Here is a 24973-nt window from a genome sequence, read left to right as displayed (position 1 = left end):
CTTTTAGCCGAACCCTTTGGGCAGCGTTTGTAGGTGCTTTCTACTGCGTTATCGGCTTATCAGGTAGAATAGCTACATATCAAAGCCTCTGCCTTGTATAAAACACCTACAAACTGCTGCAACAATCATCACGAAAGGTCAACAGACCCAAACTCGTGTGATTTGTCTCAGTATATCAAAATATTATTATGAAACATTTTTTTACGATTGTTGAAGCACGCAAAAAGAGGCGTTTCTTTTCGTGTTCGATGTAATAGTTTGGCTCAACTCGGCACTTGATAGGGTGAGTATGGCTTATATCCCTTAGAGGACGAAAGATGCTTTACACAAGCCTGACAAAATAAGGGGTTGCGTACAACTGGAGGAGGTGATTTACTCGCGTTTCCTAAGTAACAGAGGTTTTAAAAACTTAATGGACGACCCCTTTAGTCGACTGAACAATTCACTGTATGACTTCCAATCACCGGAGGCGTACTCATGTTAGAACTTTTCATGCAACCAGAAGCGTGGGCTATCTTCGCTACTTTGTTTGCTCTTGAAGTAGTCTTAGGCGTTGATAACGTCGTATTCATCTCCGTTCTGTGTGAACGATTACCACAACACCAGCGTAAACTTGCCCGAAATCTAGGTATTGGCCTAGCGGTGATGGCGCGTATTGTTTTGGTGTTCTCGATCTCTTGGATCATGCAGCTTACTCAGCCGTTAATCAGCTTCAGTGACTACGCGTTTACTGGTCGTGATTTGATTATGATTGCGGGTGGTGCATTCCTACTGGCGAAAAGCTTGAAAGAGTTGTGGAGTTGGTTAACGCATACTGAGCACGGTCACTCGACTCATGTTCGTACTGGTCTGGCTGTGGTTCTGCTTCAGATTGTCGCGGTTGATGCTGTGTTCTCGATGGACTCGGTGATTACTGCGGTTGGTCTAACGAGCGAAGTACCAATCATGGTGGCAGCGATCATTTCGTCAGCGATTGTGATGGTGTTAACGGCGGAGAAAATCAACAACCTAGTGACGCGTTACCCCGGCTTTAAGACCCTTGCTCTACTGTTCCTAGTTTTGCTAGGTGGTCTGTTGATGGCAGAAGGTTTTGCTATTCACATCAACAAAGGTTACGTGTATTTCGCGATGGCGTTTGGTTTAGTGTTGGAAATGTGTCATATCCAACTTAAGAAAAAACAACGCCCAATGATTCAACGAATTCGTCCAATTCGACCTCGTTCAATTGCATTGCAAGTGCGATAATCGAACTCAAAACTGGCCGCTCTCCTGAGCGGCTTTTTTACGTCTGGACATAAGGAAAAGCAAGGGTTTGTCGTGTCGATTAAAAATGGAATTTGTTGTTGTAGCACGAATTTCTTATATAGACCGCCCTAACTCTTACAAGTGAACGAAATAGAATGAACAAACTGATCGATGCGTTATCGACGGACGGATACTACATCTGGGATGATTTCCTTTCTCAAGAAGAAGTGGCTGAGCTGCGTGACTGTATTCCAGACAATTGGAAGAAAGCACGTATTGGTCGTAACGACGATGTGACACGTGTTGAATCGATTCGTAGTGATAAGATTCAATGGTTGAAGCGTGACATGGGCTCGGCAGTAACCTCATTTTTAGACAAGATGGAAGCGATTCGCTTAGAAGCAAACCGTTACTTCTATCTCGGTTTGTTTGAGTACGAAGCGCATTTTGCGAAATATGAGAAAGGTGATTTCTACCAAAAACACCTTGACTGTTTTAAAGGCAATGAAAATCGCCGTCTAACCACCGTGTTCTACATGAATGAATCGTGGAGCGAAGAAGATGCTGGCGAGTTGGTGGTTTATGATTTGAATGACAACGTGATTGCGACGATCCCACCACGTTCTGGTCGCTTGTTTGTATTCTTATCAGAGCAATTTCCTCACGAAGTGTTACCGACAAATGCAGAGCGTTTTAGCATTGCAGGTTGGTTCCGCATTAATGGTGTGAAAGACAACCAGCTTGATATCGCTCACTAAGCGGTTTCATTGATTTCAAGAAGACAAAGGGACACCCACTTGGTGTCCCTTTGTTGTTTGGTTTGTCTAGAACGCTCGGCGTTACATACCTACTGAGAGCTCATAACACGCTTGCCTGTTGGACCATAACACCTGATAGACTTCGGTACAGAGTTTTCCCGAATCTACTTGCTCACCCATGATGATTGCGATTTCTTGTAATGTCATACGGCCTCGATATGGGCGATCTTGAGAAAGCGCTTGAAAGACATCGACAACGGCAATGATACGAGAAGGCACATCCAAAGCTTCCGCCGTTTTATGATAAGGGTAACCTGAACCATCTAACCGCTCATGATGGTTGGAAGCCCACTCGGCAATCTTGGCATTCGGAAATACTTTGTGCAGAGCAAGTTCAGTATCAATCGTATGGCGCTTGATGCGTGTGTATTCTTGCTTGTCTAGTGGGCCTTCTTTGTGAAGGATCTCATCAGGGGTTTTGAGCTTGCCAATATCATGAACCAATCCCGCAATAAAAATCATCTCTTGCTCGTGTTCATCCAATCCCATTTTCTTCGCTAAGTAACGAGACAGTTCCGCCACTTTTTGTGAATGTTGATAGGTGAAAGAACTTTTTGCGTCGACAATTCTTGCAAGGAAAAGTCCTAAACTGGTGAGATCTTCGATACTTAATTGCTTTTGCAGCCAATCGATATTTTCGAACTGCATACCAATAGTTTCGATGTGTTCTGATTCCATGGCGAACCAAAACGCGTCTGTCATGATAAGTTTGACCATGGCACGGCACATTTCGGGATGAAACAAAGTACCGGCATTAACCAAGACACATTCCGCGATCAGTTCTTCATGTAAAGTGACAAGATCACTATGGCAGTTAATGACGTAGTGGGCGCGCATAAAATCTAAACGGTCCGCGAGATAGAGTAATGCGGCGACGTTTTTTTCGAAAGAGGGAATATCAATCTGTTCCAACTCATCCCAATGCGTGTGATGGTAAAGAATCGGAGTAGCGAATTGTGCCAGCAAGCGACACTGCTTAAGTGTGTGGTAACCACGAATGCAGTGGGCTTTGGCGTCTTGAGGGACGAGCTGTTCGAGCAACATCATGTGCTCGCGGGTTTCTGAGACGCCACAGTCGTGAACCATTCCTGCGAAGTAACAGAACTCGGCTTGGTGATTATCCCAACCTAAAGCGAGAGCGCATTGGTATGCGATGTAAGCCACCCGATGGCTGTGGTGAGAATCGTCGACGCCTACGTAATCTAACGCACGCGCCACCCAGATAAGGGCTTGTTTTAGATCGACTTCAAATTCGTGATTACTCGACGAATCATAAGCCTGATTCTTTGTTAAAACCGACATGGTAAATACCGACGTTTTTGTTTTCCCTATGCTCATTTTTCTAGTTTTAAGGGAATGCAGCAGCGAACTGATAGCAAATATGACGAGCATAGGATGTGTTTATAGTTATGGCGGGAATAATACTGGTTGTCGCACGTAAATTTCATCACTAGGGGGAAAGTATCGTTCAGTTCTTTGAACTACGTATTGATTTAGAAAGAATTTTAGGTGTTCGATTGACTTCCTTTGAAAAGCCACCAATTAGTGATGTAAAGTATTCTCATTATCATTGTTGTGTGGAAGGTAAGTTATGAAAAGAGTGGTGGTTTGGGGTGCAAGTAGTGGTCTTGGTTTGGCAATTGCACAGTATTTTGCAGAGAAAGGTGCTGAAGTTGTCGGTGTGGCGAGAAATCCAGACAAAAGCCCAGAATTAAAGGCGATTTGTCAGTCAACGTTTGCATGTGATGCCACTGTTGCGGAAGAGGTTAACGCGGTGGTTGCACAGCTCAATCAAGATGACATTATCATCAGCACCATGGGTAGCTTCCGTGCTGATATCCCAGTGGACTATCTTGGGCATCGACATCTGGTTGACGCTGCGTGTCTGGCTTCTCTAAAGCGTTTTGTTCTAGTGACGTCACTTGGTTGTGGTGATAGCTGGAAATACCTTTCTGACCGTTCTAAAGCGGGTTTTGGTGGTGTTGTGCGTGAGAAGTCATTAGCGGAAGCATGGCTACAAACCAGCGACTTGGATTACACCATCATTCGTCCAGGCGGCTTGAAAGATGGTGAAGTGACGGGCAATGGTGTGTTGGTTGAACCTAAAGAAGTGCATGGTTTGGTATACCGCCAAGAAGTGGCTCGTTTACTTTTTGAGATGCTGGAAAAAGGTCAGGGGAGTGGTGAGATCTTCCACTGTGTCGATCCAGAGCTGGCTTACTAGGTCGGCCTTTTAAGCGAATGATTTTGAGGGGCTGGGTTTAGGCGCTGTCCCTGCTTTCGTTTGAATAGAGCACGACTTGGTCGCGGCCTAGATCTTTTGCTGCATACAAGGCTTCGTCTGATTCATCTAACAGGCGGTTTGGGTCTATGATGTCGGCTTGCGTGCGCTCTGAAAGGCTAATACCAATGGAGATCGTTAGATACTTGATGATCGGCTCATCATGATGAATGATTTCCAGTTGTTTAACCCGTCCGCGCAGTTGGTTGCCTCGCGCTAACGCCTCTCTAGTATCGTGAACAGGGGCAAGCACAACAAATTCTTCGCCTCCTAAGCGCAAAGCATAGCCGTGAGTTTGTACGGCGAAAGATTCCAAGGTCTTCGCAACTTTTTGCAAGGCTTTATCACCCTGCAAGTGACCCCTATGATCATTAAACTCCTTAAAGTGATCGATATCGATAAAGAAACACGCGATGAACATTTTGTTCGATTGATAACACAATGAGCGAAATGATGCTTCAAGAGAACGGCGATTATACAGACCGGTTAAGGGGTCGTGCTTCACCATGTCATCGAGTTCTCTGTTTTTGCGGACAACTTTGTCGACAAGATGGCTAAAGGCGCGCGCTAAATCTCCGATTTCATCTTTTCTTTTGGTATTAGGGACTTGAAACAAACTGATGGTTTCAAAATTTTGACGCATAAAAGTAGATAAGTTGTTGATTGGCGAAGAGATGTGATAAGAAAGCAGCAATAAAAGAGGATAAGAAATCGCCATTCCTAACACGATTTCGCGGATAGAATCGACAACAAACTCCTCTCGAATATCCCTTACGAGCTGTATGTCGTAAAGCAATTCAATGTTGCCTTGAATGTCCCCGTTTAATGGTAATGTGATATAGAGGATGTCTTTCTCAAAGCTTATGTGGCTTTTTCCGATTACCCGACAAGGGTAGAGATCCAACGTGTGGTCTTCTTCCAACTCTTTACTTAAATAGTACTGCTCACGGGCGTCGTTGAGTCGGGCGAGCAGGTATTGCACTTTTACACTCGATTGTGAGCCTGTTTTTTTCACGGATGTCAGTCTGGCAATGCGTTGATCTAAGTCCTGCTCAAAAGTTGGGGGATAATCGGATCGCCAAATCTCTTGGGCATTTCGATTGTAAGTGACGGACACTGGGGTTTTCGACACTGAGGAATGGCCGTTGACGTAGAGGTAACGCAAATCCGTATGCATTTCCAATTCATCTTTAAAGCTTGGCAACATTAAGTTTGCATAGTTGCCGCCATGAACCGCATCGCTGATGTGATGAATTAGCGCGCTCGCACTCTGCTCACGAGAGACGATCGTCGTTTTAATGATGGTGTCCATTGAGTTATGAAAGTTGTAGTAACCCAAAGCACCAATCATGAGAATGACGAGAACAAAATGCGAGAGGAAGATCTTTATTCTTATTGATGTTCCCACAATATGAATTACTCATTAAACACATCAATGATGGGCACCGCACAAGTACCATTGACGCAGATGTCTTTGTATCCGTTATGACAGCGATAGCAAGCTTCAATTCTCAGAGAGGGGTGACTATCGGATATGTCGTTTCCCTGCCGATCATAACTCCCGTAAAGCGCTTCACCAGCAAGATGCTCGGTGACAAAAATAATGTTTTCTTCTTCGTATATCGCAACTGCCGTTAAGCCATCGGTATATGGGCCGTGCTTTTTATAAGCTTCTACTTTGTGTTTTGGGACATATATGCTCAGGTTTGTGCCTCTTCCTTGATTCGTCCAGTTGTACATCTTCACTGTTTCTTGCACAAAAGTGGGTGTGTTTGGTGGCAACACTACATCTCTGGCCGGAATAACGCTCTGTTTTACAAGCACAAGTCTGTCGAGGTTTTCTGGAAAGCTCGCTAATGAACTCGCGAAAACTGAGCCAGAAAAGGCCATCAGAGCAAACAGCTTGTATCCCATGGCATGTCCTCAAGCGTTGGTACATAAGTAATAGAATAGTCGATAATCATTGGTTTGGTCGGGTTGGGCTGTGAGAGAAACAAATACAAGATTCTGTGAGCTCTCGATCTCGAAGTGATTGAAAAAACATCTAGAATGACTAAGTCATACGCTCAGCCAAAACACAAAAGGAATTTGTATGCTGAAACATTTTCTCTATCGCGGTTATACCAATGGACTCAAAGTGGCCGCTCACGTTCTTCCTCTGCCAAAGCCAACGCTATTTTCGGGTTCTGGCTCCGTTAATGAATTGTGTGAGGCGGTCAGCGATCTGGGCTTTCAGCGATTGTTGTTGGTGACAGATGAGGGGCTTGTCCAGATCGGAATGGCAGAGCAAGTTGCAGAGCGCGCAAGCTCTAATGGATTAGAGGTTGTTGTATTCTCAGAGGTGAAGCCAGACCCAACTTATGACCATGTTGAACGTGGCTTAGATGTTTATCTGGAATCCGGATGCGATGCGATTTTAGCGCTGGGTGGTGGCTCGGCAATGGATTGTGCCAAGGTGATTGCCGCTAAAGTGACGAATAAGCGTCCCATCAAAAAACTCGCGGGGTTGTTTCGTGTCTGGAGAACACCAGCGCCTTTATTTGTTATCCCAACCACATCGGGTACAGGATCTGAGGTGACCATTGCCGCTGTAGTTTCCGACCCCGTTACCCACCTTAAAACGCCGTTAATGGATCCTAAACTCGTGCCATTGATGGCGGCATTGGATGCAGATCTGTTGTTGGGCTTACCAGCAAAGATTACGGCGGATACGGGGATTGATGCATTGACGCACGCTGTTGAAGCGTATGTATCCCGCAATGCATCACAAGAAACAAAAGCCTACTCCGTTGCAGCCATTAAACTCATCTTTAAGTATTTGCCTAAAGTGGTAGAACAGGGGGAAGACGTAGAAGCAAGGCATAAAATGGCGATGGCATCTTATTATGCCGGGTTAGCGTTCACCAAAGCGAGCTTAGGTTACGTTCATGCCTTTGCCCATAACTTAGGAGCAAAATATGGATTGCCTCATGGAATGGCGAATGGTCTTGCTTTGTTACCGGTTCTTAAGTTTTCGCTGCCAGAGATAGAGCCACAACTGATTGCTTTGAGTTACGCCTTGTTAGGAAGTAGCGCCGATTCTGCCAGTGCCCAAAACTTTCTCGATCGTATCGAAGAGTTGTATGAAGTGATTGGCATCGAAAAACACACACCAGTGCTTAACAGTTCGGACACAGAAGAGTTAGTGGCGTTGATCTTGAAAGAAGCGCATTGGAACTACCCAGTACCCAAATTCATGAATGAGCAAGAATGTGCTCAGTTACTTTCTGAAATTCGCACTTAAGATATGGTTGTAAATTAAAATATACAGTAGTGGTTTTTTATCCTTACACTTTGCTTGATATTATTCTAAAGATCCTACAGAATCAGCTTCATTACGAACATGGTGTTAGGTTTATGGTGCCGTTGCCCGATCTGATGCTAATAAATCTTATTAAGCTGTAAAGATAAATATACAATGAGTCGATCTAAAGTGTTTGGTAGTACCCTGATTATTGCAGGGACTACAATTGGTGCCGGTATGCTGGCACTTCCTCTTGCCTCTGCGGGTATTGGTTTCACGACTTCCTTGCTGATCATGCTAGGTCTGTGGGCATTAATGGCGTTTACCGCGCTATTGATGTTGGAGCTTCATCAGTATGCCGATAGCAGTGCAACTCTTCATACTCTAGCGAAACAAATTCTTGGTCAGAAGGGCAAGTGGGTTGCAAGCTTTGCCATGCTTTTCTTGTTTTACTCATTGTGTGCTGCTTATATCGCTGGTGGTGGTGCTCAGTTTGGTGACCGTCTAACAGAGTGGTTTGGGCTGGATATTTCAGGTTCGACTTCAACCATCATCTTTACTCTTATTGTAACCATGGTTGTGACAGTGGGTACTGGCACTGTAGACAAAGTAAACCGCGTATTGTTTGGTCTTAAAATGGTGACCATGATTGCAGTGTTGTCATTTCTTGCGCCAAATGTGACCGAATCTTACTTATTGAGCATGCCAATTGAACAAGGCCTTATCGTTGCAGCAATTCCAGTCATCTTCACCTCTTTTGGTTTTCACGGCAGTATTCCTGCGATTGTGAACTACCTAGACGGCGACACATCATCGCTACGTAAAGCGATCATTGTGGGTTCGACCATTCCATTAGTGATTTACATTTTCTGGCAGATCGTCACTTTAGGCGTCGTAAGCCAAGAAACACTGGTTGAAAATGGTGGTTTGAGTGCACTGATTGGACAGCTTTCTCAAACGGTTCATCAGTCCAATCTTGGCAGTGTTGTTGGTGTATTTGCCGACTTAGCTCTTCTGACCTCTTTCTTGGGAGTGAGTTTAGGCCTGTTTGAATTCTTGGGTGACACCATCAAAGGCGATAGCGAAAAACCAAACCGTTTGGTGGCGGCTGTCATAACTTTTACGCCGCCGCTTGGCTTTGCACTGTTTTACCCACAAGGCTTTATTATGGCATTAGGTTACGCTGCAATTGCGTTGGCAATCCTTGCGATTTTCTTACCTCTGGTGATGGTGGTGAAAGTACGTCGATCTGAAGAGTTTACTGGTGAATACCGCGTTGCAGGAGGCCAAGGTGCGTTGGCGGTAACGGGGATTGTAGGAACAGGCATTGTTTTGGCACAAGTATTGATTACTCTGGGAGTGCTACCTGCGCTTGGTTAATAGAAACGGTGAATAAAACGAAAGCCAGTGTGTTACAGCGCACTGGTTTTTTTTGATCTGGATTAAATTACCGTAGAATATTCGGTGAAAATATTGGCGGAAAACTGTTTTTATTTCGTACACTTAGACTGTGGTATGTCGATAATTTAGGTGGAGAAAAGCCGCTCTAATCACATCAAATACGCTGACTTTAATGAGCCTTTTCTTCGGTATTTCTCTACTTGGGTGTGGAGGTGAAGTATGGCGCACCAGAGTTTTTACCCGTTTGCAAAGCCGCTTAATGAGCAAATGCAAACATTGAAAAATAGGATGCAGGTCCATTTGCCATGCATTGATAGGGTGTCGTTTGCCAAATATCACCCTAAGCAAGGTGTGCTAAAATCTTTTGCTGAAAGTGAGTTTGATACTTGGTGTCTAGCGCATCATGAAGCGCCATTGCGCAAGCTTCACAATCTTAGTCTCGCGGCTGATAACGCCGTCCCTCGTGTGGTTAACGATCTCTACGACATCAACCATTGCTCACGTGTTCAGACATTACTTAAACACGGTTATCACTCCTCTGTTGCTGTCCCTTGCTATGATCAGCAAACCTTTACTGGTTTTGTGTTCCTCAACTCCATCCAACCAAATGCCTTTAGTTTAGAAGCGCTGAATGGCCTCAAACCGTATTTCGAAATGGTACAGTTTGCTGTGGAATCGGAGGACAATGTGGTTAATGCAATCGAAATACTTGCAGAACGGATGCACTGCTTGATGCCAGGCTATTCGCCCGAAGTGTTTTCTCATAGCAAGAGGATGGGACTTTACAGTCAAGTGATCGCCACTCACATTGCCGACCGTCACCAACTCAGTGATGAAGTGGTGGAGCAGATTGGGATGTTTGCGAGGTACCACTCTTTGAGTGAGACCGCTTTACCAGCCGACATTGTTTGCCGTCGCCATCATTTATCTCGCGAGCAAGAATCGCGACTACAAGAGCACATCGAACAATGCATAGAAGCCGCAGATAACATTGTTGCGAGAATTGGTAACCCAGTGCATCCAAGCATTACCTTGTTCCACCAAATCATGACATATCAACACGAGAACTTAAATGGGTCGGGTTATCCGTATGGATTGGAGGACATCGATATTCCTATTGCGGCCAAAATTGTCGCTGTCGCTAATGTGTTCGATGTGATGACTACCCACCATCCATATCGTCAGGCGTGGTCGATCCCATATGCGTTATTAGAGTTAGAAAAGCTTGTGTATCAGGGATTGTTATCAAGAGAATGCGTCAACGCTTTACGTGATCATCAAGATTACTTAAAGCAAATCATCCATAAATACCCAGAGCATTATGCAGGCATGGGATTAATGTGAAAGTAGAGGAGTAAACCGTGAAGGGAATCAAAATGTTGACTAGGAGGTCATTATAAACAATACTGTATATGTATACAGTAACTCGTTTGGAGGTGAAGTATGTTGTGGGAAACCCTTGAAAGAGTAAACCGCTTACGCCAACAAGCACTTGCGAATGATGAATTCGTAGAGTCTGCAAAAGAACACGAAGAAGCTTTGCATGACCAAGAGCATTATTACCAACCTAAGAAGCGTTCAGCCAAAGACAGACAAGGTAAGAAGTCGCTGGCCGATATCTATAAAGAAGTAGAATTTGGCGCTGACGCTCGTCACTAATGTCATCAAACGGCTGCGGACCTCATCCACTTTTTCTCACCGCCGCAGCGTAATTCATCTTATGGGCAAGTGCCTATCACTTAGCCGCTTGCCCAATCGTCTCGAAACGTAAATTCCCTCTTTGTTTTGAATCCTGCTTTTTGAAGTCACTTGGTTATTTTCCTTATCGATAAGCAAGGAGCACACTCGATCTGAATTACCGAGCCCTACCATCTTTTAAATTTATAAAATAATCAACTAATGATAATAATAATGGTTTGCATTTGTATCTACCCTGTTATATAAAGCCAAGCTTATTAATCGTTTTGTTGAATAAAATAATGAAACGTAACGGATAGGTGAATGGGTTAATGACGTATTACCGATGCCGATAGTTAAATGGATTAGGTGAAGTAGGGATGTTAGAAGCCAAAGCTCTTCAGTTCAATATTAACGGAAAGTCTCTGTTGAAAGCATTTGATTTGACGTTTGAAACTGGAAAAACGTACGCGCTCGTTGGCCACAATGGTTCAGGAAAATCCACGCTTCTCAAGTTGTTAGCCCAGCAGCAGGCATACAGTGACGGTGATGTTTTGTTGCACGGCGACAATATTAATCATTTTTCCGCAAAAAAATTCGCACAACATATCGCATATCTACCCCAACACTTACCGATGACGGACAGTATTCTTAGCCGTGATTTGGTCAGTTTTGGTCGTTATCCATGGCATGGTTTGTTAGGGCGTTTAAGTGCAAAAGACAAAACCATAGTCGAAGAAGCGATGGAGATGACTGGAACGTTGAAATATGCTGATCGTTTAGTCGACACGCTTTCTGGTGGTGAGCGACAACGTGTGTGGCTGGCCATGCTACTTGCTCAAAAGACGGAATACTTGCTACTTGATGAGCCACTGTCGGCGCTCGATATTAGCCATCAGGTCGATATGCTTTCTTTGATCGCTAAGTTAAGTAGAGAGCTTGGATTAGGGGTCATCATTGTTCTGCATGACATCAATTTAGCCGCTCGCTTCTGTGACCACATCGTAGCCCTACATCAAGGTGATTTGATTGCACAAGGTGATGTTCAACAAGTGTTCACTGAGCCCAAGCTGAAAGAAATATATGGCATTGAAATGCGTATTTCAGATCACCCCGCTGGATATCCAGTAGCAATGCCAAGCTAAGCGGAGTCGACAATGAACTTCATACTTCGTTTTTCTTGGTTAAAGCACGTAGCCTCCCTTACGGCTCTCTTTTTAACCTTCCCAGTTGATGCAACCTCGCAACGAGTTATGTCTGTCGATTGGACCCAAACTGAAACCATGTTGGCGCTTGGTGTTGTGCCTGTGGGGGTTGCGCAAGGGCAAGATTACGATGCTTGGGTAAAAGCGCCATTGTTGCCAGTGCAAACCAAAGATGTGGGTTTGAGGACGCAACCTAATATCGAACGTATTTATGAACTCAAGCCGGATCGTATTTTTATTGCGCCTTATTTCTCTGCTATGAAAGAGCGCCTTGCCGATATCGCGCCTGTGACTACCATCGATCTCTATGGTAAAGGCATTACGGATTGGTCGGTACTCACTCAATTTACCCGTACTTTTGGAAAGGAGTTGGGAAAAGAAGCGCAGGCGGAAACTCTAATAACACAGTCTGAGGTGCAATTTTCCAAACTCAAGCAAACAATAGATGCAGATTCTGTTCCTTTATTGATGATTCAATTTATGGATACCAAGCACGTACGCGTTTTTGGTGAAAACAGTCTTTATTCTCAGGCGATTGCCAAGCTCGGTCTCTCTAACGCATGGAAAGAAGAAACCAACAGTTGGGGATTTAACATGGTTGGGATTGATAAATTGGCAGGAATCTCAGCACAGATCGTCATTGTAGATCCACTTCCTCATGGAGGGGAGCAGCAACTCGCGAGTGATAAACTCTGGCAATACATTGTTGAGCAATCAGGCCATCCCGTTATGCGAGTCGCTCCCGTTTGGAGCTTTGGTTCGATGCCTTCTGCTGTTCGATTTGCGCACTTAGTGGCTGCAGAAAAAGAAAAGGAGCAACGTGAATGAAAACCGTTCCTTTGACGCTGGTGGTGTTACTTTCGGCGCTTACTCTGTTTGTTGGTGTGGTTCATCTGCACAACACAGCGGCATTTCCGGTTGCGCTGAAAAGCCTTTGGCAACCAAGTTTTCAATCGATAGATTCGGTTTTACTGCATTTTAGCTGGTGGCCGCGAGTTTTCACGACCATTATTTCGGGCGCAGGATTGGCGGTCGCTGGCGTATTGATGCAACAAGTCTTGCGTAATCCACTGGCTTCACCAACTACACTTGGTGTCGCAAGTGGTGCGAATTTTACCTTAATGTTGGCGACGTTATTCGCCCCTTGGTTGCTGGATTTTTCAGCCAACCTTGTTGCGTTGATTGGCGGTGTTACGTCTATGGCGCTGGTGATGTTGTTATCTTGGCGACGCGCTTTGTCTCCAACCGTTGTTGTGGTTTCCGGTCTGGTAATTAACTTGTATTTTGCTTCGCTAAGTACGGTCATTTTGATGATGAATACCGAGAAGCTTAATGGATTGATGATTTGGGGAGCAGGTTCTTTAGTTCAAAGTGGGTGGGATGACTTTCGCTATTTGGCCCCACGTGTCGCGATTGCCGGCCTGGTCGCATTTCTGTTTGCTAAGCCATTAACTTTATTGGAGTTATCGGAACAGGGAGCAAAAAGCTTAGGTGTATCTCTAGCAAAGCTAAGATTTGTATGCCTGGGTTTAGCGGTTTTGATTACCTCTTGGGTGGTGGCGACGGTTGGTATCATCGGTTTTATCGGTCTAGCTGCTCCGGCAATCACGCGTTTAATTGGTGTTCATCAGATCAAGCACAAGCTTTGGATATCGATGTTGATCGGCGCAATGTTATTGACATTGACCGATTTGGTTATTCAGCAATTACCCGGTCTAATGGCTAGCTTTATTCCTACGGGAGCTGCAACGGCTGCGCTTGGTGCTCCGCTCCTACTTTGGTTACTGCCGCGGTTGTCGCAAAAGACACAAGGGCATACCCAAACAGTGCTTACTCGACACTCCGAACGAGTCAATAAGCTGAATAAACACGCCATCGCTTTTACCTTTCTGATTATTCTGGCGGGCGTGGTTCTTTTCAGTACGGTTTCTGTACAGAATCAAGGTTGGACGTCGCTTTTCTCGACTAAAGAATGGCTATTTTTAGAATGGCGAACGCCAAGACTCCTAGCCGCGGCGATTGCAGGTGCTATGTTGGCGATAGCAGGAACCATTATTCAACGCTTAAGTGGCAATCCAATGGCCAGCCCTGAAGTTATCGGTATCAGTTCTGGTACGGCAATTGGCTTAATTATTGCCATGTTTACTGGCGTTGGCGCGTCTGTGGTTACTTTGTCGATAGGTGGTTTGATCGGCGCTTTACTTACGATATTCGTAATCGTTTTACTGAATAGAAAATCTGGCTTCCAACCAGAGCGCATTTTGCTGACAGGTATTGCGATTACTGCGCTGATGAATGCGATACAGAGTTTTATTTTGGCTACCGGTGATCCACGTAGTTATCAGGCGTTAGCTTGGCTCTCTGGCTCTACTTATTACGTTTCTTTGGATACCTTGCTGCCTTTGGCCGTGTCGGCGTTGACCTTCATCGGCTTGAGCTTTGTGTGTGTAAGATGGTTGGATATTTTGCCAATTGGCGCTTCTTCTTCAAAGGCATTAGGGCTAAATGTAGATCGCTCCCGTGCCGTTCTGTTACTCCTTGTCGCTTGTCTCACTGTGAGTGCAACGTTGGTCGTCGGTCCTATCAGCTTCGTCGGTTTACTTGCGCCACATTTGGCACGTCTATTTGGATTTAATAAAGCATCCCAACATATGTTGTGCGCGGCTTTAATTGGCGCTGGCGTAATGCTGTTGGCAGATTGGCTAGGCAGGCAAGTACTTTACCCTCAAGAGATACCCGCAGGTCTCATGGCCTCAATCATAGGGGGCCTGTACCTAATGTGGGGGTTACGTCGTTTGTAAGAGTTTAAATCCACTGGGCAAGACGACGAACCCAAACAAAGACAACTGATAAGAATTCTATGACTGGGTGATCGCTCTCATCACCCACTAAGTAGTGCTCGCAAAACACATTCTGTGCTTTTGCATTTATGGAAAACAGTGGTTATGCCGGAACCAACCTCATCGTATTCGTGCGTTGATATTGCTTATAAAAGGTTGGAAAGGTTGCCGACTAAAGGAGAAAATAATGAATCGGCAGTTTATGCTGACACCAGCGTCAATGGCTATTGCAATGGTGTTAGCTACCCCTCAAGTGCTTGCTCAAGAAGATGAAAACCTGGTTGTTATTGGCCTACAAGAAGACAGTGCTGTTGGTCCCGACTTTAGCTATCTTGGCGCTAAGAGTCGCACTGCAACCAAAATGGATTTAGCGATCAATGAAACGCCTCGCGCGGTTTCTGTAGTGACTCGCGAACAAATGGATGATCGCGCATCCATCAGTGTTTCAGATGCGCTGCAATATACGCCAAGCATTCAAACCAACTACTTTGGTGAAGATAACAAGCAAGACTGGTTTATCATCCGAGGTTTCAAACAGGCAAACAGCGGCTTGTACCAAGATGGCACTCGTCTTTACTCATCAGGTTTTTACAGTTGGCAGATAGACCCATTTGCACTAGAGCGAGTAGAAGTGTTGCGCGGTGCTGCTTCTGTTCTTTATGGCCAAAACCCACCGGGTGGGGTGATCAACCTAGTAAGCAAACGCCCACAATTTGATGGTGGCTCTGGCCAGGTGTCTCTGGAATATGGCTCTGAAGATCGTAAGCAAATTTCGTTAGACGTGAACTCCGAAGTGAATGAAAAGCTCGCGATCCGTGTTCAAGGTCTGGCGAGAAAAAATGGCACGCGTGTTGATGGCGTCGAGGCTGAGCGGTTCTTAATTGCTCCGTCACTGACGTACAAATTTACAGATATGTCGGAAATTACCTTGCTGACTAGCTACCAGAAAGATGACTCCGACCCGTATCTGCAATTCTTACCGGTTGAGGGGACATTAAAGCCAAACAAAAATGGAAAGATCAGTGATAGCCTTGCAATAGGAAACACGGATTGGGAAACATTCGAGCGTGAACAGCTTTCTTTAGGCTACGAGTTCTCACACAGGTTTAACGACACTACGTCTTTTGTGCAGTCGACGCGTTACAGCCAAATGGAGGTGAACCTGAGGCAGATGTACTCCTATGTGTATGCAGCAGACGTTCCAGGGCTAGGTCCATTGCTTGACCCGCTTAACGAGCGTAAGAGTATTTTACGTGCAGCGACCACAGAAGAGGGGGCATCAGACGCGTTTAATATTGATAACCGTCTGATACACAATATGAAATGGGGAAGTGTGGAACACAACCTCATGGTGGGAATTGATTACCAAATGGTGAGCATTGATGGCAAAGACTTTGCCAGTGATCCATTGGTTGCGGACGGTGACTCTATCTTAACAACGTCAATTGGTATGCTGCCTGACCCACGTTTTGATGTGTTTAACCCAAGTTATTCAGACAACGTTTGGTTACTTGACTCAACCACACTTCAACCGCTAACGGACGCAGATAAACAACGTACTAAGGTGGATAATGAACAGCTTGGTATCTATCTTCAAGATCACATGTTGATCAACGATAAATGGGCTGTGTTATTGGGGGCGCGTTATGACAATACGAGTAATGAAGTACATAACGTAACCACAGGCTCACGCACCAAAGTGGATAATGAAGAGTGGACGTTAAGCTTAGGTACTGCGTACATCACGGATTCTGGATTTACGCCTTACTTTAGTTACTCACAATACTTCGACCCAATCATTCAACAGGACAGTGCTGGTAAACCCGCTAAACCGGAAAGCGGTGATCAGTTTGAAGTTGGTGTGAAATACCAACCTCGTTCGTTTGATGGTTACTTTAACGTTGCTGCATATCAAGCAACTAAAGAGAACCTCGCTCGTATTTACCTCAACGAGCTGACTCAGATTGGTAAGGTAGAGAACAAAGGGCTCGAATTAGAAGCGGTTGCTAACGTGACGCCGTCACTAACTCTGCTTGGTAACATCGCTTATGTGGATTCGGAAATTAAAGAGGATGTAAATACATCTTGGGTTGGCAATACGCCGTCTCAAGTAGCAAACACGGTATCTTCTGCATGGGCACATTACCGTTTCCTTGAAGGAACTTTTGATGGTTTAGCTTTCGGGCTGGGTGCTCGATATACGGGTGAATCCTACGGTGACAACACTGAAACGTTGAAGGTCCCAGGCTATTTCTTGATGGACGCGACGGTAAGCTATCGTATTGGTGATTACAAACTTCAGGTGGCGGCGAAAAACCTAGCTGATAAAGAGTATGTTGCGACGTGTGACGGCTTCTGTTGGTATGGTGATCGCAGGAATGTGATTGCGAATCTTACCTACGATTGGTAAATCATCGAGAGCGAAACGAAAAATCCCCCGAGCAGTCGGGGGATTTTTTAGAAATCAGCTTTACGGACGTAGTGGGGGTTTTTGTATTTCTTCTCTGGTCCAAAACTAGAAACCACCAACTTGTTCCAAAGCGTTTTATCGAACTCTCCTTTAGGAATGGAAGGGTATAGTGTTTCTTCTTCTTCCCTTGCAAAGTTCATGTACTGCTTTTTCTTTATTTGGTTGTATTTCTTTGCGATTTGGTTGTGTTTTCTCACCCATTCGAGCTTATATTCACGCAACACGTTTTCGCCTTTTTCGGCGTCCATACGTGATAAGAAAAGGCGTTTGTACGACACTTTTCTGTCGAGCATAGTACGCATTACCGTCTGGATATACTTACCATGATGAGTGATGGTGATATCTTTCTCGTCAATAGGCGTGATAAACCAGCTCTTCGGTAAAAAGCTCGGCTTCTTAAATTGCTTATTACGTTCCACTAGCACCTGATGAAGAACTAAATCAGATGTGCCGCGAAAGGTCTTTTGCCACTTAGCGATTCGTATCTGTAACGAACCTGGCAAGCGATAGATGTTAGTAAACTTATCTTGGTCCATGGACTTCTGTCATGAAATTAATATGCAATGTGAAAATTCGCAAACACAAACCCACAAACGTCATAAACAGGTATTGTTTGAATAGGTTGAGTCGGTAGTTAGCGCGATTTTACAACGACCTTGCTGATAATAGCGAGGGGTTATGTCAATAATAGGTAAGAAATAAAGAAATTGTTTAGATTATGAATGAAAGTTTGCATCTAAGAAAAAGCCCGTTTCGTTAAAACGGGCTTGACGTAAGTGCTCATGTTCGCTCTGAGCTGTTTAAACAGCTTCCTCGAACTGCTTATCGTCCTCTTCTTCAATTTGCTGAATATGGCGGTTTGCTTGTTGAAGTTGGTACATTTGCGCGTAACGACCATTTTGCTTCAATAGTGCTTTATGTGTTCCACTTTCTACCAAATCACCATGGTGTAAGACGATGATCTTATCGGCATCCAAAATGGTCGATAAACGGTGGGCAATCACCACAAGTGTCATGTCTTGGCGAAGTACTTCTAGACTCTTCTGAATCAACGCTTCGGTCCCCGAGTCGATGTTCGCAGTCGCTTCATCCAAAATAAGAATCTTTGGCTTCGCCACTAATACGCGCGCGAGTGCAAGCAATTGTTTTTGGCCTGCCGAAAGATTGGTTTCACCTTGGCCAAGTTGCGTATCCAAGCCATTCGGATAACGACGAATCTGTTCAGCTAATCCGACTTTTTCAAGAGCATCCCAAATCTGAGCGTCTTCCATTGGTCTACCCAGAGATATATTTTCTCGCACGCTTGCTGGGAGAATGTGCGGATCTTGTTGAACCATGGCCACATCTTTACGAAGGACATCTTTACCTAACGACTTTAATGGGCGCCCATCAATGAGCAGTTCACCGAACTCTGCTGGGTAGAAGCCCATTAACAGGGACGCTAGGGTACTTTTGCCGCTTCCGGTATGACCGACAAGCGCAATAAAGTCTTGGTGGTTGGTCGTTAAAGAAATGTCCTTCAATACATCTTGTTTTCCGTCGTAACTGAAAGTCAGGTGGTTAAGCTCAATTGATCCAGTTCTTAATGGCTGATGGTCATCACCGTAAGTTTGCTCTTTCGCATCGATCAATTCGAACACACGTTCACTTGATACGAGCGCTTGCTGAAGCAGTGCCAATTGTTGAGTCATCTCAATTAAAGGTTCGGTAACGCGAGCAAGATAACTGATGAACGCATAAAGCACACCCACACCAATCAGTTCGATACCGTTGAAACCAAAGATAGCCACCAAAGAGAGTAGGGCGAGGCCCGCTAACAAGTCCATTAACGGGCGCAATAAGTAGCCATTCAAACGAATCACCTTTTTAGAAGCAGCCAAGTGCTGCTCGGTTAGGTCATTAAACTGTTTGTTAAAACGCGCTTCTTGTTGCATGAGCTGAACAACACTCATCCCTTGGATTGATTCGCTTAAATTCGCATTGATATCGGTGAGCAAATCGCGCATGTTGCGGTAGTTCTCGGTACTCAGCTGTTTGAATAGGTACATAAAGCCAACGACGATAGGCAGTAGTACCAACACAACCAGTGTTAACTTCCAACTCATGTAAGTCATTACGCCAAGCATGACTAAGATCATGACAACATTTTTCACCACCGTCGCGATAAGCAGTTCATAAAATTGCTGAAGCGATTCCGTATCGTTAGTGATGCGAGAAACCAGCTTCCCTGCAGGTGTGTAATCGAATGCTGATAGCGGTTGTTTGATGACACCAGAGAAAACTTGTTTACGAATGGTTTTTATCGTATCGGTTGCAACAATACTGAATTGTAGCGACTGAAAGTATTGGAAGGTCGCGGAGATGATTTGCAAAGCGATGTAACCAGCCGCGAGCGAAATCAAAATATCGCGCGAGTAGTCGCCTTTGGCAATATGTTCATCGATAAAGTATTGGATCAACCAAGGCCCACCGGCACTGGCTAACGCCGCAATAAACAGCAGAGAAAGCCCTTTAATCATTGGCTTTGGCTGAGACAATGGGTAAGACATTAACCGCTTAAATGTTGTTGATTGCTTCATGATTAGTCCTCCATTGCCTGTTCAAGTTTTTGGTACTGATACATTTCAGCGTACCAGCCTTGACGTTCAAGCAACGCTTTGTGCTGTCCGCGCTCTCCAATGTGACCGTGGTTTAGTACGATGATTTCTTCAGCCGCCTCTAGAGCCGTTAGGCGGTGGGCAATGACAATCAGCGATTGGTCACGATAATAAGTTTCTAAGTTCTTAAGTATTTGATGTTCTGTGCGGCCATCTACGGCAGACAGTGCGTCATCCAACACGAGAACCTGAGCATTTAATAACATCGCACGAGCGATCGCGATACGTTGCTTTTGACCGCCAGAAAGGGTAATGCCTTTTTCGCCCACTTCGGTTTGGTAACCTTCAGGAAACTTTTCGATATCGTCATGAATGCACGCCAATTTTGCCGCGCGGTAGACTTCGTCTTTCGACGCATCTGGATTACCCAAAGCGATGTTGTCGAAGATCGATTTAGAGAATAGGAAAGGACTTTGGTTAACGACGGCAAAACGATTTCGCCACTCAGGTAATACGGCATCTTTAATGTTAATGTCACCGAACTGAATCGTGCCATTATCCATATCATGTTGACGGAGCAAGAGAGTCAGCAGCGTTGATTTGCCACTACCAACCGGTCCCGCAATACCCAACATCTTTCCAGGTTCTAATGTGACGTATAAATCGGTTAGTGCGGCGGGTAAATTCTTAGACCAATAGAATTCATCAATTTTGATGTTCAATGGTAATGGCTGTTTACCTAACGATTTCTCACCACTGATGATTTCAGGTTGTTCATCGAAGATTTCTTGTAGGCGATTCCAAGCGGCAGAACCACGCTCAAGAATATTAAACAAAAATGCAAAGGCCAGCATTGGCCAAATCATTAAGCCGAGATACATGGTAAATGCGGTTAAGTCACCCAAAGTGATGTCGCCTTTATCTACCAAGTAAGCGCCAGAAGCCACACTTAGGAAGAATGACATACCAATGGTGATCTGAATGGCAGGATCAAAACGAGCATCCACTCTTGCAACTGCAATGTTCTTTGCGCCTGTATCATCAACGACGTCTTCGAAGCGTTGTTGCTCTTGGTTTTCTAATCCAAAAGCACGCAACATGCGAACGCCATTGAGAGATTCTTGCGTCATATCTGACATTGAAGAGAAGGCTTCTTGGGCAATTTTAAAGCGTTTATGAAGAATACGAACAATGAAGAAGATAATTACCGCCAAGAATGGCATTGGTAACAACGCCATGACAGTGAGCTTCCAACTGACTTGAGTGACCATCACAATCAGTACTGCAATGCCAGTAATCAGTGAGTCAGCTGCCGTTAGTACACCTTCTCCAGCGGTCATCACGATATTACGCACGTCATTAGTGCCTCGGGCCATGAGGTCACCAGTTTTAAAACGCTCAAAGAAACGAGGAGGTTGAGTCGACAAGTGACGATACAGGCGATTACGCAAAATGGTCCCTAATTCCCAACTCGCGCCAAATAGCCATATACGCCAGAGTATTCGACAGGCATATATCGCAAAAAACAACACGATAAGGCCCAATAACCACATGACTAAGGTACGGGTTTCTAGCGTGTTATCGACGACACCGTCAACGATAATACCAACCGCTTTGGGAGGAATTAATTGCAGGGCGGAAATAACAGCAAATAATAGGATTGAACCTACATAATGTTTCCACTTTTGTCGAAAATACCAACGCAATTGCCAGAATATTCGCATTTCGCCTCCTGCTTAAATGATTGAATTTATTATGGAACCATTATTGAGCGAAATGATGAGTTTACAAGCATAATTTTTGAGCGAAATAAAAAACAATACAATGTGTCGATTTTGTCATGGTGCATTGATTTAGAGCTTTATCTATCTCTGTAAGGACCGGATGTAACAAAATATTGTGAAATTTATGTTAATGCTTGGTTTTGCGGGTTTCTGTCGTGTAAAAGAGGGAAGGCTTCAAAAGTAAGTCTCTTGAAGCCCATTTTAAGGCGTTTTAGCAGTCGTCAGTTTTAATTTCGTACTTTATTTGACCACCGGCTGTATGTGGGTAGTATACCTCAACATAGCAAAGGTGAAAGATGTCTACAGGCTTGTTAGCAAAACCGATGAGGAAATAGGGTTCATTTTCGTCTTCAACCCCATACCATCGATTGATCGTTAATTGCGGATCAAATCCTGCTAAATCATGAGCGGGAATCACATTCTTGATATAACCGTAATAACCAATCAAATCGTTCACACCATCATTGTCCAAATCGATGTTTTTAAGATCACCTGAATCGACTTGCTCTTGAGATTGAATAACGGCTTTAGCGTACACCTGATTATTTGCTGTCATTAAAGCTTCACGTGCCCCATAGAGCACGGCGACTCTCGCATCCTTTTGAATGTCCAGAAACTTGGGAAATGCGACGACACTCAATACGCCAAGAATGACGATGCAAATCACTAATTCTATCAGTGTAAAACCTTTTGTATTACGCACAGCCAACCTCCAAATTTGCATTTTTATCGTCTGCTATTCTGGAGCAAAATTATGGCTGGGAGAGGATTGAAAAAGAATGAAGTTTTTGGATGAATAACATGGTTCTTGTTTATTAAACAAGTTGCTTAAAATTACAGAAGAAATTCATTCATTCTCACACAAAAAGTAAGTCTTCTCTCAACAAGAAGAGGTGAAACACACGTTGGAATAAGGTGTTGAAGATGATGTCCTCAATCGTGCACACCCTCTGATGAATTTGACATTTTTATCACTGATGTACCAGCGAAGTTTGTCATGGTAAATGAAATCGGCTTTTGGCGACGAGAGGTGGATTAGTTAGTGTCAGAAAGAACAAAATCGACAAACGTGCGATTTTTAAGGGAAAGCTGTTTTGAACGGTAAAGCAGGTGGATCGGTTTTGGCTTGGGAGCATGTTGATGGAGAATTTCTACCAAGGCACCAGATTGGATTTCCTGTTCAACTAAGATCTTTGGTTGCAGAAGAACACCAGAGCCTTTTAACGCGGCAAACTTAAGCACATCGCCATTATTAGACGTTAATCGGGTGTTGCTGTTTCCAAAGGTATTAGATGGCATGTTCACCACTTGTTGGCTTTCTCCTTGGTGATACTGAAACCCCAAACAATGATGGTGTTCAAGGTCATCAAGCGATTGGATAGGGGCATGTTGCTCAAGGTAAGAGGGTGAGGCGCAATAAGTCATGTGGTATTCACCCAATTTTCTCGCGACTAACGACGAATCGACCAATTCACCGATTCGAATAATCACGTCAGCTTCGCTTCGATATGGGTCAATCAAGTTGTTATCCAACATCAGCTCAATGTTCAAATCGGGAAATTCAGCTAAGAAGTCAGCCACGATGGGGGCGATGACCTTTTTACCATAAGTGACAGGGCAGTTAACTTTTACTGTTCCGGTTGGACGGTTAATCAGCGTCTGGATTAGGTTCTCTGCGTTGGTGATGTCTTCAATAATGCGGTGGCACTCTTGATAGTAGAGTCTACCAGCTTCGGTTAGGGACTGTTTGCGCGTGGTGCGATGAATTAGCTGTGTACCTAAGCTTTGCTCAAGAAAGCCCACGTGCTTGCCAACCATGGTCGGTGAAATATCAAAGTGGTGTGCAGCATTACGAAAGCTGCCATGTTCGACCACGTAAGCAAAAACTTTCATGCTTGTTAATTTGTCCATTGCACACCTAGAGTTGATAAAGAAATAACTAAAGCAGAGTTTATCAATCAAATGAGGTTAATTACAGTGGGCGTATGATTAAGAATGGAGAAAGAGATCCATCATGAGCGAGACGATTTTTGTTACCGCCGAACTAAAAATGAATGCCGATAAACCAAGACAACAAGTGGTTGAAGCCATTGAACAATTTTGCCTTGATATGCAAAGCGAAGCGGGGTGCTTGCAAGCGAATGCGACCTACGATTCTAAAGATCCACAACGTGTGATTCTTTGGGAGCGATATGAAAACCGCTCCGCGATTGAAGCGCATTTTGCTATGCCGCATACACAAGCGTTTATTGCGGCTGAAATGGCAGAGTTAGTCCAAGCATTCGAAACCCAAGCTCAATAGGATAAGCGAACATGAAATGGGGCATTTTAGGCACAAGCTTTATCTCAGGTGTTATGGCTGAGGCAATCCAAGGCGATGACAAGAGTGAACTGTACGCGGTTGCTGGGCGTTCGGAACAGAACTTAAAGGCATTCGCTGAGCAATATGGCATCGAGAATACGTTCAACGATTACGATGCGTTGATTGCCGATGAGCAAGTCGACATTATTTATATCGCATTGCCAAATCACCTTCATCATGACTTTATCGTCAAAGCGGCAGAACAGGGTAAAGCGATCCTGTGTGAAAAGTCGCTTTCGGTAGATATGGAAAAAACCGAGTTGGCACTAAAAGCAGTTGAAACACACAAGGTATTCTTTGCTGAAGGTTTAATGTACTTACATCACCCGTTGATCAGCGAGTTGGTTTCGGTGCTTAAATCAGGAGAGATTGGTGAACTTCGCTCGATTCATTCTTCTTATATTGCGTCGATTGCACAGTTTGTGAATCCAGACAGCAAAGGTGCTTTGTATAACTTAGGTTGCTACCCAATGTCATTGGTGCATTTGGTGGTGAAAACCATGTTGGGTGAACAAGCCTTTGGAAACCGCTCTATGACGGCGATTGATCGACGAGGTAACGATGGGAACATCTGCGAGTCGAACTTGATGATGCAATTTGGTGAGCAACAAACGGCGAGCGTACACACTGCCGAAGATCACGGATTGAAACACCAATTCACCATTCTGGGTAGCAAAGGTTGTATTACGTTAGATTCAAACCCATGGCTACCAACGCAAGAAAATCAGTTTAGTGTGGAAATTTACGAGACGTCGAAGCGTGAAGTGTTTGTACCGGCGGTAGGGGATGCTTTCTTCTATCAAGTGCGCAATATTCGCCAAGCGGTTGAAGAGGGGCGTACCTCGTTAGAAAACCCTTGTGCAACATGGGAAGACTCTCACCGAATCATGCAGCTACTGACGGAGTGGGAGTCACTGGCTTCAAAGTAAGTGTGTATTTGAACCAATGAACATAAAAACGGCGCACTAAATACAATATTTAGTGCGCCGTTTCTATTTTGTGTTCAGTCT

At 44.5% G+C, this 24973-nt stretch carries 21 protein-coding genes; 13 read left to right on the top strand and 8 right to left on the bottom strand.

Annotated elements, in window-relative coordinates:
* Nucleotides 1–477: 477 nt before the first annotated feature.
* Both VJL_RS13780 and VJL_RS13775 read left to right on the top strand, forming a co-directional pair.
* Nucleotides 478–1245, top strand: a complete 768-nt coding sequence (locus tag VJL_RS13780; protein WP_038878753.1) for a TerC family protein — start codon at nt 478–480, stop codon at nt 1243–1245.
* A gap of 155 nt (nt 1246–1400) precedes the next feature.
* Entirely contained in the window at nt 1401–2003 is a 603-nt protein-coding gene (locus VJL_RS13775; protein ID WP_038872201.1) for a 2OG-Fe(II) oxygenase, read from the top strand.
* 81 nt (nt 2004–2084) lie between these two features.
* Here VJL_RS13775 and VJL_RS13770 read toward each other — a convergent pair whose 3' ends face one another.
* A complete protein-coding gene (locus VJL_RS13770; protein ID WP_038878751.1) occupies nt 2085–3365 on the bottom strand; it encodes an HD-GYP domain-containing protein in 1281 nt (426 codons plus the stop codon).
* 289 nt (nt 3366–3654) lie between these two features.
* On the opposite strand from VJL_RS13770, the gene VJL_RS13765 reads away from it, so the two are divergent.
* Complete coding sequence (locus VJL_RS13765) at nt 3655–4287, top strand: SDR family NAD(P)-dependent oxidoreductase (protein ID WP_038878749.1); 633 nt, start codon at nt 3655–3657, stop codon at nt 4285–4287.
* Between the two features lie 37 nt (nt 4288–4324).
* Here VJL_RS13765 and VJL_RS13760 read toward each other — a convergent pair whose 3' ends face one another.
* Both VJL_RS13760 and VJL_RS13755 read right to left on the bottom strand, forming a co-directional pair.
* Complete coding sequence (locus tag VJL_RS13760; protein WP_038878747.1) at nt 4325–5752, bottom strand: GGDEF domain-containing protein; 1428 nt, start codon at nt 5750–5752, stop codon at nt 4325–4327.
* An 8-nt stretch (nt 5753–5760) separates the two neighbouring features.
* Nucleotides 5761–6258 carry a hypothetical protein gene (locus tag VJL_RS13755; protein WP_038872208.1) on the bottom strand — a complete coding sequence of 166 codons (498 nt, stop codon included), beginning with the start codon at nt 6256–6258 and terminating at the stop codon, nt 5761–5763.
* Nucleotides 6259–6436: 178 nt separating this feature from the next.
* Here VJL_RS13755 and VJL_RS13750 point away from each other — a divergent pair, with 178 nt between their 5' ends.
* The 8 genes from VJL_RS13750 to VJL_RS13715 all read left to right on the top strand — a co-directional run bounded on the left by VJL_RS13750 (nt 6437) and on the right by VJL_RS13715 (nt 17160).
* Nucleotides 6437–7627: an iron-containing alcohol dehydrogenase gene (locus tag VJL_RS13750; RefSeq protein WP_038878744.1), complete on the top strand. Its 1191-nt coding sequence runs from the start codon at nt 6437–6439 to the stop codon at nt 7625–7627.
* Nucleotides 7628–7801: 174 nt separating this feature from the next.
* Nucleotides 7802–9007 (top strand): aromatic amino acid transport family protein, encoded by a 1206-nt coding sequence (locus VJL_RS13745; protein WP_038878742.1) that lies wholly within the window; start codon nt 7802–7804, stop codon nt 9005–9007.
* A 240-nt stretch (nt 9008–9247) separates the two neighbouring features.
* Nucleotides 9248–10372 carry an HD-GYP domain-containing protein gene (locus tag VJL_RS13740; RefSeq protein WP_038878739.1) on the top strand — a complete coding sequence of 375 codons (1125 nt, stop codon included), beginning with the start codon at nt 9248–9250 and terminating at the stop codon, nt 10370–10372.
* A 99-nt stretch (nt 10373–10471) separates the two neighbouring features.
* Entirely contained in the window at nt 10472–10687 is a 216-nt protein-coding gene (locus VJL_RS13735) for a hypothetical protein (protein ID WP_038872220.1), read from the top strand.
* A gap of 398 nt (nt 10688–11085) precedes the next feature.
* Nucleotides 11086–11850, top strand: a complete 765-nt coding sequence (locus VJL_RS13730) for an ABC transporter ATP-binding protein (RefSeq protein ID WP_038872222.1) — start codon at nt 11086–11088, stop codon at nt 11848–11850.
* Between the two features lie 12 nt (nt 11851–11862).
* The gene (locus VJL_RS13725) at nt 11863–12738 is read left to right on the top strand and encodes an iron-siderophore ABC transporter substrate-binding protein (RefSeq protein WP_038878737.1); all 876 of its coding nucleotides are present in this window, start codon (nt 11863–11865) and stop codon (nt 12736–12738) included.
* Complete coding sequence (gene fhuB, locus VJL_RS13720; RefSeq protein ID WP_038878735.1) at nt 12735–14711, top strand: Fe(3+)-hydroxamate ABC transporter permease FhuB; 1977 nt, start codon at nt 12735–12737, stop codon at nt 14709–14711. The genes VJL_RS13725 and fhuB overlap by 4 nt, the downstream gene beginning before the upstream one ends.
* A 226-nt stretch (nt 14712–14937) precedes the next feature.
* Nucleotides 14938–17160 carry a TonB-dependent siderophore receptor gene (locus VJL_RS13715; protein ID WP_038878733.1) on the top strand — a complete coding sequence of 741 codons (2223 nt, stop codon included), beginning with the start codon at nt 14938–14940 and terminating at the stop codon, nt 17158–17160.
* A gap of 47 nt (nt 17161–17207) precedes the next feature.
* On the opposite strand, the gene VJL_RS13710 is transcribed toward VJL_RS13715, so the two are convergent.
* From VJL_RS13710 to VJL_RS13690, 5 genes are all read right to left on the bottom strand, one after another.
* Nucleotides 17208–17756: an MSHA operon transcriptional regulator gene (locus VJL_RS13710; protein WP_038872233.1), complete on the bottom strand. Its 549-nt coding sequence runs from the start codon at nt 17754–17756 to the stop codon at nt 17208–17210.
* A 264-nt stretch (nt 17757–18020) separates the two neighbouring features.
* The gene (locus VJL_RS13705) at nt 18021–19799 is read right to left on the bottom strand and encodes an ABC transporter transmembrane domain-containing protein (protein WP_038878730.1); all 1779 of its coding nucleotides are present in this window, start codon (nt 19797–19799) and stop codon (nt 18021–18023) included.
* 2 nt (nt 19800–19801) lie between these two features.
* Nucleotides 19802–21541: an ABC transporter transmembrane domain-containing protein gene (locus VJL_RS13700; RefSeq protein WP_038878728.1), complete on the bottom strand. Its 1740-nt coding sequence runs from the start codon at nt 21539–21541 to the stop codon at nt 19802–19804.
* A gap of 271 nt (nt 21542–21812) precedes the next feature.
* A complete protein-coding gene (locus VJL_RS13695; RefSeq protein WP_038872259.1) occupies nt 21813–22304 on the bottom strand; it encodes a prepilin-type N-terminal cleavage/methylation domain-containing protein in 492 nt (163 codons plus the stop codon).
* A gap of 332 nt (nt 22305–22636) precedes the next feature.
* Nucleotides 22637–23512, bottom strand: a complete 876-nt coding sequence (locus VJL_RS13690) for a LysR family transcriptional regulator (RefSeq protein WP_038878725.1) — start codon at nt 23510–23512, stop codon at nt 22637–22639.
* A 103-nt stretch (nt 23513–23615) separates the two neighbouring features.
* Here VJL_RS13690 and VJL_RS13685 point away from each other — a divergent pair, with 103 nt between their 5' ends.
* On the top strand, nt 23616–23903 hold the full coding sequence (locus tag VJL_RS13685; RefSeq protein ID WP_038878722.1) for a putative quinol monooxygenase: 288 nt from the start codon (nt 23616–23618) through the stop codon (nt 23901–23903).
* An 11-nt stretch (nt 23904–23914) separates the two neighbouring features.
* The gene (locus VJL_RS13680; protein ID WP_038878719.1) at nt 23915–24892 is read left to right on the top strand and encodes a Gfo/Idh/MocA family protein; all 978 of its coding nucleotides are present in this window, start codon (nt 23915–23917) and stop codon (nt 24890–24892) included.
* The last annotated feature ends 81 nt before the right edge of the window (nt 24893–24973 follow it).

The organism is Vibrio jasicida CAIM 1864 = LMG 25398 (genome assembly GCF_000400365.1).
In the GTDB taxonomy this organism is placed as follows: domain Bacteria; phylum Pseudomonadota; class Gammaproteobacteria; order Enterobacterales; family Vibrionaceae; genus Vibrio; species Vibrio jasicida.
This window is presented reverse-complemented; position numbering and strand designations above follow the sequence as displayed.

What these genes read in the sequence shown, in the direction of transcription:
- VJL_RS13780 (WP_038878753.1), top strand. Translation starts at nt 478, where the DNA reads ATGTTAGAACTTTTCATGCAACCAGAAGCGTGGGCTATCTTCGCTACT.
- VJL_RS13775 (WP_038872201.1), top strand. Translation starts at nt 1,401, where the DNA reads ATGAACAAACTGATCGATGCGTTATCGACGGACGGATACTACATCTGG.
- VJL_RS13770 (WP_038878751.1), bottom strand. Translation starts at nt 3,365, where the DNA reads ATGTCGGTTTTAACAAAGAATCAGGCTTATGATTCGTCGAGTAATCAC.
- VJL_RS13765 (WP_038878749.1), top strand. Translation starts at nt 3,655, where the DNA reads ATGAAAAGAGTGGTGGTTTGGGGTGCAAGTAGTGGTCTTGGTTTGGCA.
- VJL_RS13755 (WP_038872208.1), bottom strand. Translation starts at nt 6,258, where the DNA reads ATGGGATACAAGCTGTTTGCTCTGATGGCCTTTTCTGGCTCAGTTTTC.
- VJL_RS13750 (WP_038878744.1), top strand. Translation starts at nt 6,437, where the DNA reads ATGCTGAAACATTTTCTCTATCGCGGTTATACCAATGGACTCAAAGTG.
- VJL_RS13745 (WP_038878742.1), top strand. Translation starts at nt 7,802, where the DNA reads ATGAGTCGATCTAAAGTGTTTGGTAGTACCCTGATTATTGCAGGGACT.
- VJL_RS13740 (WP_038878739.1), top strand. Translation starts at nt 9,248, where the DNA reads ATGGCGCACCAGAGTTTTTACCCGTTTGCAAAGCCGCTTAATGAGCAA.
- VJL_RS13735 (WP_038872220.1), top strand. Translation starts at nt 10,472, where the DNA reads ATGTTGTGGGAAACCCTTGAAAGAGTAAACCGCTTACGCCAACAAGCA.
- VJL_RS13730 (WP_038872222.1), top strand. Translation starts at nt 11,086, where the DNA reads ATGTTAGAAGCCAAAGCTCTTCAGTTCAATATTAACGGAAAGTCTCTG.
- VJL_RS13725 (WP_038878737.1), top strand. Translation starts at nt 11,863, where the DNA reads ATGAACTTCATACTTCGTTTTTCTTGGTTAAAGCACGTAGCCTCCCTT.
- fhuB (WP_038878735.1), top strand. Translation starts at nt 12,735, where the DNA reads ATGAAAACCGTTCCTTTGACGCTGGTGGTGTTACTTTCGGCGCTTACT.
- VJL_RS13715 (WP_038878733.1), top strand. Translation starts at nt 14,938, where the DNA reads ATGAATCGGCAGTTTATGCTGACACCAGCGTCAATGGCTATTGCAATG.
- VJL_RS13710 (WP_038872233.1), bottom strand. Translation starts at nt 17,756, where the DNA reads ATGGACCAAGATAAGTTTACTAACATCTATCGCTTGCCAGGTTCGTTA.
- VJL_RS13705 (WP_038878730.1), bottom strand. Translation starts at nt 19,799, where the DNA reads ATGAAGCAATCAACAACATTTAAGCGGTTAATGTCTTACCCATTGTCT.
- VJL_RS13700 (WP_038878728.1), bottom strand. Translation starts at nt 21,541, where the DNA reads ATGCGAATATTCTGGCAATTGCGTTGGTATTTTCGACAAAAGTGGAAA.
- VJL_RS13690 (WP_038878725.1), bottom strand. Translation starts at nt 23,512, where the DNA reads ATGGACAAATTAACAAGCATGAAAGTTTTTGCTTACGTGGTCGAACAT.
- VJL_RS13685 (WP_038878722.1), top strand. Translation starts at nt 23,616, where the DNA reads ATGAGCGAGACGATTTTTGTTACCGCCGAACTAAAAATGAATGCCGAT.
- VJL_RS13680 (WP_038878719.1), top strand. Translation starts at nt 23,915, where the DNA reads ATGAAATGGGGCATTTTAGGCACAAGCTTTATCTCAGGTGTTATGGCT.